Origin of the sequence: Pelagibius sp. Alg239-R121, assembly GCF_947331435.1 — a bacterium.
In the GTDB taxonomy this organism is placed as follows: Bacteria; Pseudomonadota; Alphaproteobacteria; order Kiloniellales; family Kiloniellaceae; genus Denitrobaculum.
Map to the genome: position 1 here is coordinate 1 of NZ_CAMZOF010000002.1, position 21618 is coordinate 21618.

Consider the following 21618-nt stretch of genomic DNA (forward strand, 5'->3'; position numbering starts at 1 on the left):
CTCCCATGTTCACAGAATACCTGTGATCCTAACGGGAGCTCGACCTCAAATCATGGTCAGCCCAATTACGCATGCTTAGGGCCGAAAGCGGCAGCCACAGCGCGCCAGTCCGATGGCCGCCTGCTGCACCTCATCAGGCAGATTTGAAACCTTCCGAGACATTCGACAGGTTTCAGCCAATGGCCGGCGTTGAGGCGGAGACGGCCCAGCAGATACGACGGCGGTTGCCAAGGGTACACGGCGGTCAGTCTGTTGACGCAACCATCGGCGCGTCCTCACAATACAGAATCCAACGTCACTAACAGGGATCACAACAGTGAGAAAACGCAACAAAGGAGTTGCATTATGACTGACGCGGACAACGACAAGATCGTGAAAGTGGTCGAGCTAAACGCGCCGATCTCACGGGTTTGGAATGCCCTCACGGATCATGAAGAATTTGGGCAATGGTTTCGTGTCAGCCTTGATCAACCTTTTGAGGTTGGCGTCAAATCTACGGGTCAAATGACATACCCGGGCCACGAAGATGTTGCTTGGGTCGCGTACATCGAACGTATGGAGCCCGAGCGCCTCTTCTCATTTCGATGGTACGATTCCGATGATGGATCGACGGAGCAATCAGAGGGTCAGCCCGGCCTTCTTGTCGAGTTCCGGCTGGAAGAGTTCCCAGACGGAATGCGTCTGACGATAACCGAGTCCGGGTTTTCCGCACTGCCCGATCCTCGACGGATCGAGGCTATGCGCAGCAACGAAGAGGGTTGGAACATACAGGCAGACAACCTTACCGAACATCTCTCAGCATAGGAACCCAGGACCGGCATCCAATAACAAACATGAATACCTGCTTTGCGGCTTGTGCGGCGCAATTCTGACTGCACGAGCGAACGACAGCCATGGGCCGTTTTCGGCACTGTGGACTTACAATCTTCTTGCGAGATGTCACAGTGCAGGAAATGGCCGGAAGGTGCCCAAACCTACTGCGATCAAAAGCGCCTATTTCCGCAGGCGCCGCAAATCAGTGTGTCCGTTCTGTGGCATATGTATGTAGCGGCTGTTGTTCGTAATTGACTTCTGGCACGTTGATCGAAAGTCGGGGCGACCACCCGCGACCCAAATCCAGTTCGGCTCATGCCGTAACTTGTCCCGGCAGAGCCTATGGTCAATGTGATCGCAAGAGGTTTCTAGACCGGGAGAGATTGGCGATGAGATTCCTACTGTTTCTGACGCTGGGGCTCTGGGCCGCCGGCGCGCTCACCGTACGAGCCGAGCCCGATGACGGTCCAAAGGCCGATCCGTCGCTCTACTTCTTCCCGCCGACTCTGAACGTCGAGCCGCTGGTGCCGCCGACCGATCCCGAGGACGAGCTCGATCGCGATCCCAACGGTGTGCTGGTCCTGCCGAACATCAAGGCCAACCCGACGGATGGCGGTTGCTTCGACGACTCCGAGCCCAATCTCTGTGCCCAGAACGAGACCACGGTGGCGGTCAACCCGACCAATCACGACAACTGGGTCGCCGGTGCCAACGACTACAGTGGCGATAACGTGGTCGCCGGGCGGGCCCAGGCCTCTTGCGGGTTTTACGCGTCGCAGGACGCGGGGCAGACCTGGAGCGGTGGGCTATTCGAGCCGCCCGAGGGCTTCAACGGTGGCGGCGATCCCTCTGTAACCTTCGATGGCGCCGGCAATCTCTATTACGCCTGCATGAGTATCCTGCGCAGCGGCGAGACGCCCGAGACGCTGAGCGTCGACGACACGGCCATGCATGTCTACAAGTCGAGCGATGGTGGCTTGACCTTCGATCCGCCGGTGCTGGTCGCCGGCCCCGGCACGCCCGACAAGCAACACATCAACGCCGATCCGCTCTCCAACGATGTTTTCATGGCTTGGATGCAGGGTGCGAACATTCGCATCGCCGGCTCCACCAACCAGGGTGCCAGCTTCGACGCTCCGGCGGCCGCCGACAATGTGATCATCGATGATCCAGGCACCGGCAGTGCGCAAGGCGCCGTGGTCGCCACGCTCGGCAGTGCGAACCCCGAAGGCGGTGGTGCGCCGTCTCCCGACGTCTACGTCGCCTGGGTGGGTAACGTCGATGAGGGTACAGCCCAGATCCTCTTCGACAAGTCGACGGACGGCGGCTTCACCTGGGGCGAGGACGTTGTGGTCGAGAACTCGGTCGTACAGTTTCCGGTCATGGAGACAGGCGTCGGCACCGGCACCTCCAACAGGCGCGCCCTAGTTGGCGAGTTCGGCCATCCCGAGCACAACCCGAGCAATGGTTTTCGGGTCAACAGCTTCCCGAGTCTGGGCGTGTGCCGTAACCTCACCAGCGAGTTCTACGGCGACCTCTTCCTGGTATTCGCCGACAACCGCTTCGGCGACGGCGACATCTTCTTCAAGCGCTCGACCGACGGCGGCGAGACGTGGCCGGGCGGCTTCACCCGCAAGGTCAACGACGATCCGATGGGCAACGGCAAGGACCAGTTCTTTCCCTGGGTCGCGATCGACGAGAATTGCAAGATCAACGTCGTCTTCTACGACCGGCGTGACGACCCGGACAACCTGCGCTTCCATACCTACTTCAGCCATTCGACCGACGGCGGGCAGACATTCTCGCAGAACGCGCGCGTCACGGTGGCGCCCTCGACCAACGCCCAGTTCCACGGCGGCTTCATCGGCGACTACCAGCAGGTCGCGGCGACCGTCGCGAGCTCGGCGACCTATCACCACGACATCGACCGAGCCTTACCAATCTGGATGGGCACGACCCAGGGCGCCCAAGACGTCTTCGGGGCAACTGTATTGCAGACCAAGTCTGGAACCTGGATCAACGTCGATGTCGACTTGGTCCTGGCCGACCCGGAACAGCAGGCAGACAATCTGGAGTTCGTCTTTCCGGGCAATGTCGGTGGCGACTTCAGCGACTTCTACCACGGGCCGGCCAACCCCTTTCAGAACCATATCACCATCTTCGATCCGGCCGCCAACGAGACCACACTTAGCTTCTACGGCCCCGAGCCGGGGCCGCTCTCGGTCGGTGATGTGGCTCATGTCGGCTTCGTTTTCAACGGCGATCCGGAAATCGTGCGGACTTTTTGGACCGGCTCCGGCAACATCGGCGACTTTCCGATGATATCGCTCGATCTTGCCTACAATCCGATCATCGGGACGCTCGCACCCTCGCTCTGCAACGACCGTACCGACGGCTATTCGATTCGCGTGATCGACCTCCAGGTCGCCGTGCTCGACCTGCCGCTCGAGCTCGAGGAGATGAACGGCACGGATGCGCCGCCGGCGATTGCCGCCCAGGGCGCCAGTCTCTCGCCCGTCGTGCCGCCGGCCGCGCCGATCCCGCCCGGAACCTGCAATCCCTTCCCGGTCCTGGAACCGGCCAAGATCTACCAGGCGCTCCTGGTCCAAGCGACGCTCGGATTCAGCACCGGAGATCCCAGGAACCGCTCGGTGCTCTATGTCCAGAAGGCCGCCAAGGATGCCCGCGAGGACCGGACCCGCCCTGGGCGCCAGTACCACTACGCTGCCAAGATCCTCTGCGGCGTCCAGCCGAGCACCCGCGACCTACGCCTGGCGCGCGGCCACTACGCGACGATCATCAACGTTCGCAATCCAGGCCCGAGGGTGGCGCGCATCGACAAGTCGCTGGCACTCGCCATTCCGCCTGGCGGGCAAGAACCGGGCGATCTGAGGGCCATTGCCAGCGACGTTCTCAAGCCACGCCTGGCGCTCGCGGTCGACTGCGAGGATATCCGCCGGCGGGTCTTCGACGGCGTCCTACCGGCCAGCTTCATCGACGGCTTCGTGACCCTGGTCAGCGACCGCAGTCTGGATGTCGTTGGCGTCTACACGACGGCAACGCTGAACGCCGAGGGCACGGCCGAGGACAACGCCTCGATCCATGTCGAGCCGGTCGCTGAGCGCATCGTCAAAGGGCCGGACGGCGGTCCCGAGCGGGCCGATCTGGTGATCGATCCGGAAATCTCGAGCGACGCCGTGTGTCGCAACGAAAGATGCCGGATCGGCATCCTCTTCACGGTCCGCAACATCGGCGCTGCCGCCGCCGGTCCCTTCCAGGTCGAGCTGGCCCAGACGGCCGGCGATCTGAGCCTGGAGACGGTGCCCTTCCCGGCCGGCCTGGCGCCTGGTGAGACCCAGAGCGAGACGACTTCGGTCAACCTGGTCATCGGCGAGGACCCCGAGACCCGAGAGATCTGTATCCGTGCCGATGCGCCGGACAACCTGGTCGCCGAGAGCAACGAGGCCAACAACGAGCACTGCTTCTCATTCTGAAGCCTGCTTTGAAGGAGCCCCTAGCAGGCTGTTGAAAAACTATTAGAGCTGGACATGCCTTGGCATTGCAAAGGAACGCGGTGAAGCTGGCGAGGAAGGCGATGATCGGCAAAGAGCTGGCAGATCGTCCGCGCCTGACAATGGCAACCGACATCGAAGTCTACTTCTGCGACCCGCATTCGCCATGGCAGCGGGGATCGAACGAAAACACCACCCGCCTGCTCCGACAATACTTGCCTCGCGGAACCGGCTTGTCCGTACATTCCCAGGCCAAACTCGGGGCAATCACCAGACAACTAAACGAACGGCCACGCAAGACCTTGCAATATCAATCACCAGCAAAGAAGTTCGCTGACTGTGTTGTACCGATCAGTTGAATCTGCCGCCGAAAGCAGGCCTTCGCTGCGATGGTCACTGGTGGCCGGTTTTGCGGGTGAAGCTGCCGTTTGACGATGGCGTTTGACGATGGCGGCTTTCAGAACAGCAGGCCAAAACCGGTCGTTTCTGCAACGATCAAAACCGCGGAATGTCTTGGCCGCTTTGAGCCCATTGCTTTTGCCTATCCTTTGCGCCAGCAGATGCTTCGCGGCTGGTCTGAATATGCCCTGCAACGGCTGACCTGGGCGACCCCCGCAATCAGTCGGCCCCAAAGTCGCCCCCCTAAGTCACCCGGCCGCGGTCAGCTTAGCAAGACCGGGAACTCTTCTGCCGCCAAGCTGTCACCGTGCTGAAGCGTGACCTCCTTGAACGGGGGTGACGTCACGATCCCCTCCCGTCGTACGAAGCGCACGTCATCGCCAACAAGACGCAGCGAAAACGCGCGGCGCTGGCTGCTGGCACTGGTGTTCGCGGGTGCGCCGTGGATCGTGCGGTAGTCGAACGCGACCGCATCGCCGGGGCTGACCGGCCAGCCGATGATCTCGTAATCGCTGCGGTTACCATTGATGTCGGGAATATCTTCCAGCCCATCGTTCTCGTTCAACGCCGAACCGTCGAAGCGCTGGGGACGGAAGAACTTGTCCCATTTGTGTGAGCCGGAGACGAACTCCAGCGTCGTCTCGCGCGGGATCTCGTCCAGCGGGATCCAGAGGCTGAGCGTCTTGGGGCCTTCGACGCAGTAATAGGGCGCATCCTGATGCCAGGGGGTCGGCACCCCGGTCTGCGCTTCCTTGACCAGTACGTGCTCATGAAACAACTGGACCTGCCGGCTGTCCATCAACTCGGCGCCGATCTCGGCGGCGGGAGAGTTGAAGATGAAGTCCTTATATTCCGGAATGCGTGCCCAGTTGCAGTAGTCGACAAAGAACCGGCCGCCGCCGTTCTCCCCCTTGTAGATCCGCGCCGTGGGATCCGGGTCGGCCATGTTGGCGTCGACGCCGTCCCGGAGCGTATCGACCCAATCGGAAAAGATACCCCGCAGTACGGCGGCGCCCTTGTCGCGGAAGGCCTGAATGGTCTGATCGTCGAGGTGGCGGCTCACGGTTTCCTCCTGATCATCGCGCAGCGTTATTCCGACATTACTCAAGAGCATGCATCAAAGAAAATAATTTTAATGGATGATCATGATAAGAAAATCAAATCGCTTACCCTTCGCCAGCTTGTCTACGCACTTGCCGCGGCGGACCACAGCAACGTGACCGCGGCCGCGCGCTGGCTTATACAAAGGAGCGTTGATATTGACTCATAGAGTCGACTTTACGCGTTTTTCAGATAGGAGCGAGCGGTGCAGCGATGCGGGGTTCGCAAGCCGCGCGGGACGCAGCCTGAAAGTCGCGTAAAGCCACCGTATCGTTTGTCTACAGTGACCTTCGGAGGGCGTCGAAAGACCTTACCGATACGCCGTATCGCTTGCGCCCATCCTCCTGCCCGAAGATCCCTGTAGACAATCTCTATAGGTCGTTATCAACGCTCCTTGGTATTAGCGTCTCCCAACCCGCAGTATCGTCGGCCATTGCTGCGCTCGAGCAGCACTATGACATGAAGCTTTTCATCCGGCAGCCAGCACAGGGTGTGACCCTGACACCCTTCGGGATCAAGGTGACGTCGGAGGCGCGGCTGTTGTGTGATCAGGCCCAGACCGTTGCCGCCCTGGCAACACCGGAGGCGAAGATTGCAGGCAGCACGTCGCTTTGCTGCTACGAGGCGATCGCACGCTACATCCTGCCGCGCCTGCTCCGGCTGTTGAGCGAGAGGCTGCCGGAGGAATCGATCCGGTTCTTCGAGTCCGACCTCGAAGGCGCAGCGAAAGCGCTGACCCAGGGCCGAGCAGATCTGGCCACCACCTACGACCTCGGCCTCAGCAGCGATCTCGGAACGCAGACACTCTATAGCTTGCAGCCGCGTGTCGTCTGCGCCGCCAGGCACCGCTTTGCTGACATGGAGTAGGTTTCTTTGGCCGATCTACACGGCGAAAACCTGATCTTGTTGAATCAGCCGTTCAGCGCCCAATACTTCATGAGACTGTTGCGAGCCCGCTCGGCGGTTCCGTTGGTCGTGGCACGCCTCCGTGGGCTTGAACTCCAGAGATCTCTTGTCGCGAACGGATTTGGCGTTGCCCTGGCGCATACCCTGCCGCCGGCAGAAACGACCTATGACGGGATGCCCATTATCGGCCTGCCGCTATCGGATGAACTGATCGCTCAACGCGTCTTAACGGCCTGCCACCGGCACAGCGAGACCCGTCCGATCCTGAAGGCCGTGCAGGCCGAGATGCTTGCCGAGTTCGCAGCGGAATAACAGAAGCGATCAGGGTCGTAATCCCAAGGAGCACACCATGTTTTGCCGGAGTCACCGTGCGGTTTCGTCGCATCGCGTCAATCCGCATGGCCACAAATCGCAGTGATAGATTGCAGGGGCGATAGATTGGCAGGGGCGGTAGATTGACCGGGTGAATGACCCGGACGGCGGATCATCCCTGGTGAATCCGCCCAACCTGGATCTACCTTAGGACGCTTCTGCTTCAGAACTGCCACCGCCGAGACGGCTTGCCAGGGAGGCCTCCAGAAAACCATCGATATCGCCGTCCAGAACCGCGCCTGAGTTGGTGGTCTCATGCCCGGTCCGCAGGTCCTTGATCATCTGATAGGGTTGCAGAACGTAAGATCGGATCTGATGTCCCCAGCCGATGTCGGTCTTGTTGTCGGCCTCAGCTTGCGCCGCTTCCTCGCGTTTCTGAAGTTCGTGCTCATAGAGCCGGGCCTTCAGCATCGCCATGGCCTGCGCGCGGTTCTTGTGCTGGGAGCGGTCGTTCTGACACTGCACTACGATGCCGGTCGGTTCGTGCACGATCCGGATGGCGCTATCGGTCTTGTTGACGTGCTGGCCGCCTGCGCCCGATGCCCGGTAGGTATCGACCCGCAGGTCCTTATCCAGAACCTCAACCTCTATCGTGTCATCCACCACCGGATAGACCCAGACACTGGAAAAGGAGGTATGGCGGCGGGCCTGGGAGTCGTAAGGCGAGATCCGGACCAAACGATGGACGCCGGACTCGGTCTTCAGCCAGCCGTAGGCGTTATGCCCTTTGATCTGAAGCGTTGCGGATTTGATGCCGGCTTCTTCGCCCGCGCTCTCGTCCAGCCACTCAACCTTGCAGCCATGGGCCTCGGCCCAACGAACGTACATGCGCAACAGCATTTCGGCCCAATCCTGGGCCTCCGTGCCACCGGCACCGGCATTCACCTGCAAATAGCAGTCGTTGGCGTCGGCTTCGCCGGACAAAAGCGAGGCAAGTTGCTCCTTGGCCGCGCGGTCCCGCAGCTCCATCAAGGACGCCTCGGCTTCCGTAACGGTGTCGGCATCCTCTTCCGCTTCGCCGAGTTCGATCAACATCACGCCGTCTTCGACGCCCTGCTCGAACTCCTTATAGCGCGCAATGGATTGCTCCAGATGCGTGCGTTCGCGCATGATTTTCTGCGCGGCATCGGGGTCGTCCCAAAGCGAGGGATCCTCGGCGAGAGAGTTCAGTTCGTCTAGTCGTCTCGTTGCGGCATCCAAGTCAAAGATGCCTCCTCAGCAGGGCCAACGACTGGGTAATGTCGTCTACCACCGCTTGGATTTCGGCGCGCATGCGGCCTCCTCTACGGGAAAAATTTATCCGGGGTCTTTTACGGAATTCAACGGCTTCTGTACAGACCGACCTATAAGTCGCCGGACGAATTGTCGCCGGCGTTGACGATCTTGCTCAGTAGAGCCCGCCGGACAGGCCGCCACCGCTTGAACCGCGCACTCTGACCGCCCCCTGTCCCGAGGACGGCGTATAGCCACCGTCGATCAACACCTGCTGACCGGTTGGGACGTTATCCGGCTTAAAGGCCTCAAGCCTGACCTTCTGATCCCCTGGACGAGCCAACTGCCCGGTCTCGGCATTCAGACGCACAAGACGGATACCAGGCGGAATACGGAAAGGGATTGCCGGCTGATTCTCCAGCGCCCCCATCATGAAGTCACGGAAGATTGGCGCAGCGATCGATGCACCGGTTTCCCGCCGGCCGAGCGTACGCGGATTGTCGAAACCGGTGAAGACGCCGACAGCCAGATCAGGAGAGAAACCCATAAACCAGGAATCGAAGCTGTCGTTGGTCGTGCCTGTCTTACCTGCGAGGGGTTTGCCAACCGCTTTAATCTTTTGACCGGTGCCGCGCTGAACGGCGCCCTGCAGCATGGAAACCACCTGGTAGGCGCTGCGTGGATCGGCGATCTGTTCACGTTCGTCTTCAAGTTCGGGAACCTGGCCTTCGGATTGATAGTCCTGCGTGCAGGTCTCGCAGAGCCTCAGGTCATGCCGGTAAATGGTCGCACCGTTACGATCCTGGATCCGGTCGATCAGGCTGGGCGTAATCCGTTTGCCGCCGTTGACCAGCATCGCATAGGCCGTGGTCATGCGCATCAGCGTGGTCTCGCCGGCACCAAGGGACATTGAAAGCACTTTTTGCAGGTTGTCGTCGACGCCAAAACGCTTTGCGTAGTCTGCAACCTTCTCCATCCCGATGGTTTGCGCCAGACGCACGGTCATGAGATTGCGGGATTTCTCGATCCCGACCCGCATCGGTGTCGGACCGTAGAATTTGTGGGAATAGTTGGCAGGCTTCCATTTGCCCAGTCCAGGTCCCTGATCGATGACGAAGGGTGCATCGAGAATCAGTGTCGCCGGCGTATATCCGCTGTCCAGGCCGGCAAGATAGACGAAGGGCTTGAAGGCCGAACCCGGCTGGCGCTTCGCCTGGGTCGCCCGATTGAACTGGCTTTGTTCGAATGAGAAACCGCCCGACATGGCCAAGACCCGGCCGGTATGCGGATCGAGCGCGACCAAGCCGCCATCGATCTGGGGCAGTTGGCGTAAACCAAAAGTTCCCGCCTCGTAGGCCTCACCCTTTGCATTGGCTTCGACCGCCTCGACCAATACCACGTCACCAACGGCGAGCACCTCCGAGGGCCGCTTGGGCTTGTTGCCAAACCGCTGATTCTTAAGCCATTTTCGCGCCCAGGAAAGCTCGCTCATGGGTAGAGTACCCTGCGTTCCGTCGGCCAAGGCAATCCCGGCTGATTTACCGCTTAGTTCCAGCACCACCGCGAGGCGCCAGGGTTTTGATCCCGCGGGGAGTTCGACCGCAGCCAGTTTTTCCTGCCAGTCGTCGCCTTCCAGTTCGATCTGGGTCACCGGTCCACGCCAGCCATGGCGCCGGTCATAGGCAAGCAACCCTTTGCGCAGGACACGATCCGCGATCGCCTGAAGCCGTGGATCAAGTGTCGTGCGAACCGACATGCCGCCCTGATAGAGCTGATCGCTGCCATAGAGCTCGACCAGTTCGCGCCGCACTTCCTCGCTGAAGAAATCCGCATCGACGACTTCAGTTTCGTCCCGGCGTTGAACCTCCAGCGGCGAATTTCTGGCGGTTTCGGCCTCCTCGGCTGAAATATGGCCGTCTTCCTCAAGCCGCCGGACAACCCAATTGCGCCGTGCAATCGCGGCCTCATGCTTACGGATCGGATGATAGTTGTTGGGGGCCTTTGGCAAAGCAGCCAGATACGCCGCCTCGGCAATGGTGAGCTGATCGAGCGGTTTATTGAAGTAGTTCAAGGCTGCAGCAGCGACACCGTAGGAACCGCCGCCGAGATAGATCTCATTGAGATAGAGATCCAGAATACGCTCCTTGGAGAAGGTCCGCTCAATGCGGAAGGCGAGCAACGCCTCCTTGATCTTACGTTCGTAGGAAACTTCGTTGGTCAGCAGGAAATTCTTCGCCACCTGCTGGGTAATCGTAGACGCACCAACCAGCCGCCGGCCTTGGCCGATATTGGCAAGATTGGTCACCACCGCCCGCAGCAGGGACACAAAATCAACACCGGGGTGATTGAAGAAATTTTTGTCTTCGGCCGAGAGAAAGCTGTTCACGACACGCCGGGGAATCGCCTGAACCGGTACGTAGATGCGTTTTTCGGTCGCATATTCGGTCATCAAGCGCCCATCGCCAGCGTGGATACGGGTCACCATCGGGGGCTCGTAGTCCGCCAGTTGCTTGTAGTCAGGCAACCCGCGACCGTAATGATGCAGAGCGTAGAAGCCGCCGACAACGCCGGCCAACCCCAGAAATACCAGGAATCCCAGAATGAAGATGAAAACTCTCAGCTTACTCTCCGTTCGTTCTTTTGGCTCAATCGGTGACAATACCGCCGAGCACCGGCGAGCGATGTTCCTGTACTTTCAAGTTAGACGCCGAAACACCCCAATCAATGCTGCGATATCATACGCCAGCGGACCATTGCCGAGTATACGCAAAAATACCTAACAAATGATCAGTGCTCCACCCCTTGATATTGGCACGTCTAGTAACGATTAAAAGTCTGATTTTCCTCAAAATAACTACCGATCGAGCGCGCCAGTGCAGACATCAGCTTTTTCCGGTAGCCAGGATCCCGCAAACGTTTTTCCTCAGTTTTGTTGGAGAGGTAGCCAATTTCAATCAGAACCGACGGTATGGTCGGTGACTTCAAGACCGCAAATCCAGCATAACGGTGCGGATTTCCAAGCAATCCAGCGACCTGACCGACTTCATCGATGACGGTCGTCGCAAATTGGTTTCCCTGATTTTTCGATTCACGTTGCGCAAGGTCGATCAGAATGTCGCGCACGACCTCGGTCTGTTCCGAGAGGTCAAAACCCGCGATGATATCAGCCTTATTTTCCTTGGTTGCCAAGTTTCTGGCCTCCGCATCGGAGGATTTTTCCGACAGGGTATAAACAGAAAATCCTTTTATTTTTCGTGACTTATGATTGTTTGCATGGAGCGAAACGAAAAGATTTCCCTTGGCCTGATGGGCAATTTCTATCCGATCCCGAAGAGCCAGAAAGACGTCTCTATCCCGAGTCAGAACAACGCGAAATCGGCCGGATGCTTCTAATTGCCGTTTGAGTTCCTTGGCATAATCCAACGCGAGCTTTTTTTCCACCAACCCTGTTACGCTGGTCGAGCCGGGGTCGACACCACCGTGTCCGGGGTCAATTACGATTGTCGGGCGCGCATCTCCAGCCGCTTTTGGTGCGACATCGGCTGGAATTGCGGGTTGCGCGACACGCAATGGCTGCTTGGACGAAACGGCCAGGCGATCCTGTGGCGCCGCGTTAAACGCTGCGACGCTCACCGGTTCGACATCGACGACGAGGCGGTGCGGGCGCCCGTCCTTGGGCGGCAGGACAAAGACGCTTTTTACAAGAGCGGGCTGCTTGAGATCCAGGACAACCCTGCTGGTGCCGGCTGCGAACAGTCCAAATCTCAGAGCTTCGATCACCCCACGGCCATCGGGAATCCTGTTTTCAGGCACCGTCCAGTCGAGTTCGGGCAGGTCTATAACCACCCGGTAAGGATTCGGCAGCAGGAAAACCCGGTAGTTTGGTGCTTCCGAGAGCTCAAGAACCAGACGGGTTTTATCGGGGTGTTCCCCGATACGAATGACCGACACATTGGGTTTGGCATACGCCTCGTTCAGCCACAGGGCCATCACGGCCAAAATCAGAACGACAATTTTCATGGGCCGAAGTTTCATGGACCAAAGTTTCATGGGCCGAAGTCTAATATCCCAAAGTCAAATGTCGCTAAATCCAATATCGCGAATCGGGCAGTGCACATCGTTTCGCACAGCAACATTTCCACGAGATGTATCCGATTCATGTGATTGCAACCAGCAAAATTGTCGAACGAGGTCATGCCCTTGCCTACCAGGCGCGCGTAAAAGCAAGGGGCTTTGGCCGATCGTATCCACCTAGCAGCAACGAACCAGCCCTTCGAACTCGTGTGCAGAGCGTGGCGAACGGCCGTGACTTTGGCGGAACGATTTGCCTTATCTGCCGATAAAATAACGAAAAATTAGGGTGTGACACATATAGGGCAGTGCTGTTACTCTGCAGCCGGAACGTTCTTAACCATCAAGATGCTGGAGTTCAAAGACACAGCATTGGAACGGTTACCTTCAAACGGCCTGATGGCACGGCACCTTAAATCCCACGATGGGTCCCAATACTGGGGAAGGAATGGTCATCAGTACCGAAAACGGAAGTGCCGGGAGCAAGAACGGCGACAATAACCGGCGGAAACTAAGCACGACTTGCTAGCTCCGCAATTAATTCATCGTTTGCGCGCCAATACGCGCAAACAAAGGCAAGTGTTCTCCGCCGCAGACGGCCGCGTTGAACGCAAATATCGTGAGCCCACTCGGATGGTTTTTAACCAACCAGTACAGATTTACGCGCCCCGCCCCGCCTCAGTCGCGGTTGGCGTAGGATGCGCGTTGGAGTTTCCAATTAATGGCAAAACGTATGTTAATCGATGCCACCCACCCGGAAGAGACGCGGGTGGTGGTTCACAGTGGTTCTCGTCTCGAAGAATTCGATTACGAAACAGTCTCTAAAAAGCAACTCAAAGGAAATATCTACCTCGCTAAGATCACGCGGGTAGAACCTTCGCTTCAAGCGGCTTTCGTAGAATACGGCGGCAATCGCCACGGCTTCCTGCCGTTCAGTGAAATACATCCCGACTACTATCGGATCCCTATCGCCGACCGCGAAGCGCTGTTGGCAGAGGAAAAGGCACTCAAATCTTCCAGCCGTTCCGACGACGAGGAACCGGTAGAAAATGGAAATGGCGATGTCGCCGACACAGACGCTGATGGCGCAACAGCCGGCAACGACACCGCCGAGCAGCCATCCGAGGCCGCGTCCGCCGATACCGAAACACAGGACGCTGCAGCCAATGGCGAAGACAGCGCGGTCGATCAGGATGACACAGTCGAGGAAATCGAAGGAGAAACCTCCGTCGACACCCTGAGCGGCGATGACGACGAGGAAGCCGCGGAACGCAGCCGTGCCAGGCTGCTCCGCAAATACAAGATCCAGGAAGTCATTAAGCGCCGCCAGGTCATCTTGGTGCAGGTCGCCAAGGAAGAGCGCGGCAACAAGGGCGCGGCGTTGACCACCTATCTGTCGCTGGCAGGGCGCTATTGCGTCCTGATGCCCAACACCAACAAGGGTGGCGGGATCAGCCGGAAGATCAGCAACGCGAGTGACCGCCGCCGCTTGAAGGAAATCTTGAGCGAACTCAAGATTCCCGATGGCATTGCCGTAATCGTGCGAACGGCCGGCAGCCAGCGCAACAAGACGGAAATCCGGCGCGATTACGAGTACCTGATGCGGCTGTGGAATGAAATCCGCGAGCTCACACTGCGCTCGACAGCCCCTGCTCTGATCCACGAAGAAGCCAATCTGATCAAGCGGGCGATCCGCGACCTCTATTCGCGCGACATGGAAGATGTGCTGGTCGAGGGCGAATCCAGCTATAAAGCCGCAAAAAGCTTCATGCGGACCTTGATGCCGAGCCATGCGAAAAAGGTTCAGTTGTACAAGGACCCCTCTATCCCGCTGTTTCACCGTTACAAGGTGGAAGGACAGCTCGACGCGATGCACAATCCGACCGTTCAGCTTCGTTCGGGCGGCTACATCGTGATCAACCCCACCGAGGCCCTGGTCGCGGTCGACGTGAACTCGGGTAAAGCGACCCGCGAGCGGCACATTGAAGAAACCGCGCTCAAGACAAATCTCGAGGCAGCCGATGAAGTTGCCCGGCAGGTTCGCCTTCGTGACCTCGCCGGTCTGGTGGTTGTCGACTTCATCGACATGGAGGAGTCACGTCATAACCGCGAGGTCGAGCGGCGGCTGAAAGAAGCCATGAAGAATGACCGGGCCAGAATCCAGCTCGGCCGGATCAGTCCTTTCGGCCTGCTCGAAATGTCGCGCCAGCGCCTGCGGCCAAGCCTGGTCGAAAACTCGACTTTGATTTGCCCAAGCTGCCAGGGTGTCGGCACCGTCCGAACCACGGAATCGACCGCCCTTCACGTTCTGCGCGCCGTGGAAGAAGAAGGCATCCGCCGCTCAGGTGGCCGTGTTCTGATATCAGTTCCGACGGCCGTTGCGCTTTACATGCTCAATCAGAAACGCGCGCGTCTCTTCGATATTGAAGAACGTTACAATTTTGAAATCGAAGTTTCCGCAGACGACAATTTGACGGCACCCGACTACAGCCTTGATCGACTTGACGAGCAAGGTGAGCGCGTTACTGATCAAAGGGCTGAACGTCCAGCCGAGCGATCGCGCGAGCGCGGAAGAGACCGTCAGGCGTCGAAACAGCGCGATGACGAAGATGCCCGGACGGAGACTGTAGACGAGTCGGACGAGTCCGGCGACCGTAAGCGCTCACGCCGCCGCCGGCGGCGCAAACGCGATGATGAGGCCACTGCTTCGCCCACCGAAGACAACCTCAGCGTTGTCGATGATGAGGACGCCGCCGAAACCACCGAGGACGCGTCGGTCGAAGAGAACGGCGAAAGTGACGACGAAGACGGAAAGTCACGGAAACGCCGCCGTCGCGGCAAGCGGGGTGGACGCAGACGGTCCCGCCGCAAGGAGAGCGGCGATGAGGAGACGCTGGATGGCGAAGCTTCAGGTACGGTTTCCTCCGAAGACGAGAGCACCGAGGCCCAGGATTCTGAAGGCAGCGTCCGAGATCAGGATGGTCAGGATGATGCGATCGCGGCATCTGACTCCACGTCTCAGGATGCAGCGGTAACCGACGCTGCGCCTCTCGAAACTGCCGCTCCCGTTGAAGCACCTGCGGCAGAGTCTGAAACCGAAGATGCTCCTAAACCAAAACGCCGTCGCAGCCGCTCCCCGCGGCGCACCGCAAAGGCTGAACCCGAAGTGGTTGAGGCAGAGCAGGCGGCCGCGGCAGAACAGTCTGCGGGGGATGAGCCGGTCTCGGCTGAACCGGTCGCAGCTGAAACGGTGGCGGCCTCCTCTGAAGTTAACGAAACGGCTGCTGAAGAGCAAAAACCGGAAGCGACGCCAAAGAAGCGGGCCAGCAGAAGCCGCTCGACAACGGCGAAGACGCCGCGGAGCAGAAGCCGCAAGCCGGCAGCTGCAAAAAAAGCGGCTGCAGAGACTGTAAGCGAAGAATCGGCCCCAACGGACTCCCCCGTCGTGGAGACGAGGCAGCCGGAGCCGGTGCCGAACGCCACGGAGATCGCTGCGTCAGCCGAACCAGCAGCAATGGTCGCTCAGGAAAATGCGGGTAACGAAGCCGGACCGGCCCAGGTGGCGCCGGGCGCGGCCACCGAACCCGTCTCGGAGACCGCAACTGCGAACGCAGGGGACAGCGAGACGGAAGACGACGGACCCAAGCGCCGCGGTTGGTGGTCACGCTGGGTGTAACCGGGTCATGCCCCTTTGAAGGCCTTAATCCTTCAAGGAGTTGATACCAAGGAACGTTGATAATGCCCCTTGGTATAACTTCGCGATAAACAGAAAAACTCCGCTTTAAGGCTTACGCCGGAAGCGGAGTTTTTTATTTCTGAATCAGCCGAAAAGGCTATTCGCATTTTTCGCTGAACATGATCCGGTCTAGACCCAGGCCTGTAACCTTCGCGCCGCTTCCGCAATGTCGGCGCCTGGGCCAGCAAAGGAAAAGCGTACAAAATGATGCCCGCGCGCCGGATCAAAGTCGACGCCCGGCGTCGCCGCAATACCGGTTTCCGCCAGCATTCGCCGACAATAGGCTTCGCTGTCATCTGTCAGGTCCGCTACGTCGGCATAAATGTAAAAGGCCCCGTCGGCGGGCGCTAATCTCGAAAAGCCGGCCTTCGGCAGTTCCTCAAGCAGAAGTTTGCGGTTCTGCGCATAGGTGGCAACGTAACCATCCAGTACATCACGGCAGTCGAACGCGGCCTCGCCGGCAATCTGCGACAATGCAGGTGCCGAGATAAAGAGGTTCTGCGCCAGACATTCCGCGGGGCGTAACAGGTCTTCCGGCAGGATCATCCACCCAAGCCGCCAACCGGTCATGGAAAAATACTTGGAAAAACTGTTGATGATGACCGCGTCGGGGCAATAGGTGAGCGCCGAAACGGCCGTCTGGCCATAGCTGATGCCGTGATAAATCTCGTCTGAAATCAGACGGATACCCTGTTCGGCGCAATAGTCGGCCAATGCCTTGATTTCGCCGCCGTCGAGCATGGTTCCGGTGGGATTGGACGGACTGGCAAGGATGAGGCCATCCAGGCGACCGGGCGTGCGCTCGAGCAAATCGACCGTCGGCTGGAATCCGTGTTCGAGCTCGCTCGGCAGCAACACCGCCTCGACGCCCAGTGCCTGCAGAATGTTCCGATAGGCCGGATAGCCGGGCGCCGCCAGGGCAACGCGATCACCCGAATCAAAGGCCGAGAGGAAACTGAGCAAAAATCCACCGGAAGAGCCGGTCGTGACCATGACACGGTCGGGGTCGATGGAGAGCCCATATTGTTCCTGGTAGTGCCGTGCGATCCGCGCGCGCAGGCTCGCAATACCCCGCGCATCCGTGTAGCCGATAAGATCTGATTCGAGAGCTGCCTTGGCGGCTTCAAGTACCTTGCGCGGTGCCGGGGTTCCTGGTTGGCCGACTTCAAGATGAAGCACCTGCTCGCCAGCGGCTTCACGCTGACCGGCTGCGCGCATCACATCCATCACGATAAACGGCGAAACCGCGCGCCCCCGGGAGGCCACTTTTAAAGCCACAATGACCTCCCGCAGCGCAATCCTGAAGTTAAGGCATTCATCCCTGCCCCCTATTGAACAAGGTTGGACAGTCCATGCCCGCGCGTATCGGTGACCACTTCACATGCTCCCGGCGCTTCGACAATGCCCTTGGGGCAATAGATGGCATTTGCCTGGCCGATCTGCGGAACCGGCTGAGTTGCGTGTCCTTTGGCCTTAAGACCCTCTATCGCCCGGCTGTTCTCTTCGTAGAATGTGACGTCCGGCGCACCGCCGTGGTGAATCCGCGGCGCGGCCATGGCCACCGTCAAGCCTTTATCGGTCGTCAGGCTATCGAGCATCAGACGTGCCAGAGATGTCGATGCAACTGCACCGCCGCTCGCAGACCCCAGAAACCTCAGAACACCGGTGTTGGTGTTGGCAACGATAACGGTGCTGAGCGAATCTCCGCCATCAGCGGGTGACCGGCGCGGGGCCGGCAACAACACGCCCGTACCAGGTGCAATCCTGCCGGATCCGAACAGACCGTTCATCGTAAAGTTACAGGAAATCCCGTTGCCGTAGGCATCGCCTATTACGAAACCCGCCGCGCCGGGATCGCCAGGTGCCGGGCCCGGCTTCGGGGTAAGCTGCTCCGCTGGCGTATGGCGCGAGGAATTAAAGTTTGCCATCGCGGTCTCGGCCCGCGCCTCACTGACCAAAGCCTCCGGATCCTCCGTGCTGGCTCCATCTGGTGCAATCCACCCCGTACGCTGAGAAAATGCGCGCATGGAAGCTTCAATGAAGAGATGTTCGCGCTGTTCCGGACTGGCCTCGCCATAGTCTTGCGATTCCGTCAGCATCTGCCATATCTGCGCCGAAACCACGCCCCCCGCAGCCGGGGGCGTTGAAAAGTATCCAACGTCCGATCCAATCGGCAGCGTTACCGCAGAACGGATGTTCGGCAGGCTGTTCCGGATATCCTCAACATTCAGTGGAAGGCCCGCCTGGGTCGAAGATTCTGCGAGCCTGCGGGCAAATGCTCCGCCGTAGAAATAGGCCGCGCCTTGCTGCCGGACCCCTGCCAACACCGCGGAAAGTTCGGCCTGAACGACAGTATTGCCCTCGCGTGCCAAAGCGCCCCCCGACACTTCGAAGCGCCGGCGCAGATCGGGAACGCGTTGCAACGCGTTGGAAGCCACGGCCAGATCACGTGCGAAAGCACGACTGACCGCATGGCCAAATCGGGCGTAGCCCTCTGCCGGAGAAAGCATCTGAGCCCAGCGCAACGTGCCGTAACGGGCATGTAATGCCGCCATACCGCGCACATTCCCCGGAACGGCACCACCTGCCGTTCCGGGACGCGGAAGGAATTCAAACACCTCGCCGGACATGGTCGCCGCGTCAAAATAGACGCAAACGCCGCCGCCGCCGATTCCGGCCCGGGACGGCATGGTCACAGCCATCGTGAAATACATCGCGACCGCGGCATCGGCCACAGTTCCGCCGTTCCCGATGACGTCGCGGCCGACAATGACGGCGCGCGGCTCATCGCCTGAAATCAGGCCCGCGAAGCCATCCACTGGCGCAAACACACCGTCAGGCTGAGGATGGGTCTCGCAGGCGGCCAATAAAAGCATAGCACTGCCCGCCAGCAACAGCCTCCGGCGGAGGCCCATAAACGCCGTTTTATGCGATATCCGGGAAGCTTTGACTCTTGCAAGGATCCCTTGCGCCTTGCCGATGCAGGCGTTTGCTGAAACTATATTCACGTTAACCCGATTAATCTGTGGATCTAAGTTGAGGCCTTGTGGAGCGCCTCGTTGAATCGCCTGAGGACCGACCCTAGGTTTATGTTTTGATGTCGAGATCTGACTTGTGACCAAACGCACCTTCTTTCCGTTCACGGCTCTTGCGGTTATCTTTGCCCTTCTGGTGCCCACGCCGCTCGCCGCCCAGGGTCTGAGGCTGGTCCGTGACGCGGAAATCGAAACTACCATTCGAATCTACGCTACGCCACTATTCCAAGCGGCAGGCATCAGTCCGCAATCGGTGCGCATCTTTCTTGTCAATGATGACTCTCTCAATGCCTTCGTAACCACTGGGAACCGCATGTTCATCAATACTGGGCTGCTGGTAAAGGCCGAAAGCCCGCTGGCGGTCATTGGCGTGATCGCCCATGAGACCGGCCACATGGCCGGTGGGCATGTGGCAATACGCGGGAAAAGCATTGAAAACGCCCAGTCCACAATCATTGCCAGCTACCTGCTGGGGATAGGAGCCGCTCTGGCCACCGGGCGCGGCGAAGCGGCAACGGCGATTATCAGCGGCGGACAGGATATCGCCCTTAAGGGATTTTTGGGATACAGCAGAAGCCAGGAATCAGCGGCCGACCAGGCAGGTGTCCGCCTGCTCGAAGCCACAAAACTCTCACCGGAAGGTCTCCTCGAATTTATGGGCGTGCTGCGCGGACAGGAAGTGTTGCTCGCAACGAGTCAGGACCCCTATCTGCGGACTCACCCCCTGACACAGGAACGGATCAGCTTTCTCGAAAACGCCGTCAGCCAGTCGCCCTTCAAGGGCACACCGCCATCAGAGGAGCTCACCCGTCTGCACAACAGGGTTCGGGCCAAGCTGATCGGATTTCTCTGGCCGATTTCCCGGGTTTTTCAGGCCTACCCTGAAGACGACAATTCACTGGAAAGCCGTTATGCAAGGTCCATTGCACATTATCGTGAAGCCGAACTGGATGCCGCGCTTCCCTTGATCAACGGATTGATCGAAGAGTATCCCAATGATCCTTACTTCTACGAGCTCAAGGGCCAGATGCTTTACGAGAATGCGCGCGGTCTCGAAGCCTTGCCTGCGTTCGAAAAAGCAGCTCAATTGCGTCCGAATTCACCGCAGCTTCACTTCGCTCTGGCCCAGGCGCAAATCGAAGCCAACACGGCCGAGTTGGACCAAAAAGCGCTGGACAACCTGGACTTTACACTGCAGCACGAACCGAGCAATTCAGCGGCCTGGCGCCTGTCAGCCATCGCCTACGGCCGCAGTGGCGACACCGGCATGACCGCGCTTGCCCTTGCGGAAGCCGCCCTGGCGCGTGGTCGATCCCGGGAATCTCTTCAGCATGCCCGGCGCGCGGTAAAAATCCTGCCAGAAGGGACACCGAGTTCGCTACGGGCACAGGATCTGGAAGGACTGGCCGAACGGCTGGTCGAGAAGCAAAAGCGTTGATCACAACGATCACCGCCTTACATAAAGGCACGAGTGAAAGTTCACGAGTGCGACACCGAAAACCCCGGGAGACCCCCTGACGTGTTTCTGCAATCCTCCTTCCAAGCGGTCCGCCATCCCGGCAATGCCGCTTTATGTCTGTCGCTGTTCCTCGTTGGGCTGATGTTCCAGGCGTTTCCATCCCAGGCACAGGACCAATCGACGGAGACCAACACCCCCGCCGAAGTCGAAAACATCGAACAGATCGTTCGCGACTATCTTCTGCGCAATCCGGAAGTGCTTGTGGAAGCCTTGACCCTCTACGAGCAGCGCCGGGCGGAAGCAGAAGAGCAACAGCGTCTGACGGCGGTCACGGACCGGAAGGACGAATTGGAAAACGATCCTGACTCACCGGTCGCCGGAAATCTGGAAGGCGATGTGGTGGTCGTCGAATTTTTCGATTATCGCTGCCCCTATTGCCGCCGTTCAGCGGACACGCTGGAAGCAGCCATGAAGGAGGATGGCAATGTCCGTGTGGTGTTCAAGGAATTCCCGATCCTGGGTCCGGAATCAGTAGAGGGTGCCAAGGCGGCGCTTGCCGCTGCAAAGCAGGGTAAATACGAGGCTTTTCATTTCTCTTTGATGCGCGAACCCGGTGATATGAGCCTGGCACACCTGCGGCGGACAGCGGAGCAGGTTGGCATCGATCCCGATCAGATGGAACGCGACATGAAATCCGATGACATCAATGCCGCGCTGCGCCGGAACTACGCACTGGCAGAAGAGCTGTCGATCCGCGGCACCCCTGCTTTCGTTATCGGCGGCACGTTGGTGCCAGGCGCCGTCAATCGCGCCGAGATCGACCGCTTGATCGCCGAAGCCAGGGCAAAAGCCAGCTGACGGATTCTTGGCCTCGCCGCCATCGCGGTTCATACGGAAACGATGGCGCCTGAGGCCGGTCCCGTGCTTCGCGCGAAGAATTTGATCCAAAAGCGCGGATTAGGGCGAACCCGCATTGCGCGCTCACGGCGCCGTGTGCTAACG

At 59.2% G+C, this 21618-nt stretch carries 11 protein-coding genes and 2 pseudogenes; 7 read left to right on the top strand and 6 right to left on the bottom strand.

Features of this window, described 5'->3' with window-relative positions:
- Positions 1-345: 345 nt before the first annotated feature.
- The 3 genes and pseudogenes from QMZ18_RS07310 to QMZ18_RS07320 form a co-directional block, all read left to right on the top strand.
- Positions 346-804 carry an SRPBCC family protein gene (locus tag QMZ18_RS07310; protein WP_282605622.1) on the top strand — a complete coding sequence of 153 codons (459 nt, stop codon included), beginning with the start codon at positions 346-348 and terminating at the stop codon, positions 802-804.
- A 398-nt stretch (positions 805-1202) separates the two neighbouring features.
- Complete coding sequence (locus QMZ18_RS07315) at positions 1203-4307, top strand: CARDB domain-containing protein (RefSeq protein ID WP_282605623.1); 3105 nt, start codon at positions 1203-1205, stop codon at positions 4305-4307.
- A 62-nt stretch (positions 4308-4369) separates the two neighbouring features.
- A pseudogene (locus tag QMZ18_RS07320) lies at positions 4370-4684 on the top strand (IS30 family transposase); the annotation flags it as partial.
- A 302-nt stretch (positions 4685-4986) separates the two neighbouring features.
- Here the strand turns inward: QMZ18_RS07320 and QMZ18_RS07325 are convergent.
- Positions 4987-5787: a phytanoyl-CoA dioxygenase family protein gene (locus QMZ18_RS07325; protein WP_282605624.1), complete on the bottom strand. Its 801-nt coding sequence runs from the start codon at positions 5785-5787 to the stop codon at positions 4987-4989.
- Positions 5788-6155: 368 nt separating this feature from the next.
- On the opposite strand from QMZ18_RS07325, the pseudogene QMZ18_RS07330 reads away from it, so the two are divergent.
- Positions 6156-7043, top strand: a pseudogene (locus QMZ18_RS07330) (LysR family transcriptional regulator).
- A 207-nt stretch (positions 7044-7250) separates the two neighbouring features.
- On the opposite strand, the gene prfB reads toward QMZ18_RS07330, so the two are convergent.
- The 3 genes from prfB to QMZ18_RS07345 form a co-directional block, all read right to left on the bottom strand.
- Positions 7251-8376, bottom strand: a protein-coding gene (gene prfB, locus QMZ18_RS07335; protein ID WP_282605625.1) for a peptide chain release factor 2 whose coding sequence is annotated in 2 segments (ribosomal slippage) — positions 7251-8306 and positions 8308-8376 — 1125 coding nt in all. Because the reading frame shifts where the segments join, the coding sequence is not laid out codon by codon here.
- Between the two features lie 114 nt (positions 8377-8490).
- Complete coding sequence (locus tag QMZ18_RS07340) at positions 8491-10965, bottom strand: penicillin-binding protein 1A (protein ID WP_322097183.1); 2475 nt, start codon at positions 10963-10965, stop codon at positions 8491-8493.
- 167 nt (positions 10966-11132) lie between these two features.
- The gene (locus tag QMZ18_RS07345) at positions 11133-12335 is read right to left on the bottom strand and encodes an N-acetylmuramoyl-L-alanine amidase (protein ID WP_282605627.1); all 1203 of its coding nucleotides are present in this window, start codon (positions 12333-12335) and stop codon (positions 11133-11135) included.
- A gap of 772 nt (positions 12336-13107) precedes the next feature.
- Between QMZ18_RS07345 and QMZ18_RS07350 the strand changes: the two genes are divergently transcribed.
- Positions 13108-16062, top strand: coding sequence for a ribonuclease E/G (locus QMZ18_RS07350; protein ID WP_282605628.1), 2955 nt, complete (start codon positions 13108-13110; stop codon positions 16060-16062).
- 189 nt (positions 16063-16251) lie between these two features.
- On the opposite strand, the gene QMZ18_RS07355 is transcribed toward QMZ18_RS07350, so the two are convergent.
- Together QMZ18_RS07355 and QMZ18_RS07360 are read right to left on the bottom strand one after the other, a co-directional pair.
- The gene (locus QMZ18_RS07355) at positions 16252-17400 is read right to left on the bottom strand and encodes an aminotransferase class I/II-fold pyridoxal phosphate-dependent enzyme (protein ID WP_322097169.1); all 1149 of its coding nucleotides are present in this window, start codon (positions 17398-17400) and stop codon (positions 16252-16254) included.
- Between the two features lie 50 nt (positions 17401-17450).
- A complete protein-coding gene (locus QMZ18_RS07360; protein WP_282605629.1) occupies positions 17451-18998 on the bottom strand; it encodes a gamma-glutamyltransferase in 1548 nt (515 codons plus the stop codon).
- A 238-nt stretch (positions 18999-19236) separates the two neighbouring features.
- On the opposite strand from QMZ18_RS07360, the gene QMZ18_RS07365 reads away from it, so the two are divergent.
- Together QMZ18_RS07365 and QMZ18_RS07370 are read left to right on the top strand one after the other, a co-directional pair.
- Entirely contained in the window at positions 19237-20595 is a 1359-nt protein-coding gene (locus QMZ18_RS07365) for a M48 family metalloprotease (RefSeq protein WP_282605630.1), read from the top strand.
- A gap of 81 nt (positions 20596-20676) precedes the next feature.
- The gene (locus tag QMZ18_RS07370; protein ID WP_282605631.1) at positions 20677-21474 is read left to right on the top strand and encodes a DsbA family protein; all 798 of its coding nucleotides are present in this window, start codon (positions 20677-20679) and stop codon (positions 21472-21474) included.
- The last annotated feature ends 144 nt before the right edge of the window (positions 21475-21618 follow it).

Coding starts and splice junctions, on each gene's coding strand:
- QMZ18_RS07310 (WP_282605622.1), top strand. CDS start 346: ATGACTGACGCGGACAACGACAAGATCGTGAAAGTGGTCGAGCTAAAC.
- QMZ18_RS07315 (WP_282605623.1), top strand. CDS start 1,203: ATGAGATTCCTACTGTTTCTGACGCTGGGGCTCTGGGCCGCCGGCGCG.
- QMZ18_RS07345 (WP_282605627.1), bottom strand. CDS start 12,335: ATGAAAATTGTCGTTCTGATTTTGGCCGTGATGGCCCTGTGGCTGAAC.
- QMZ18_RS07350 (WP_282605628.1), top strand. CDS start 13,108: ATGGCAAAACGTATGTTAATCGATGCCACCCACCCGGAAGAGACGCGG.
- QMZ18_RS07360 (WP_282605629.1), bottom strand. CDS start 18,998: ATGCTTTTATTGGCCGCCTGCGAGACCCATCCTCAGCCTGACGGTGTG.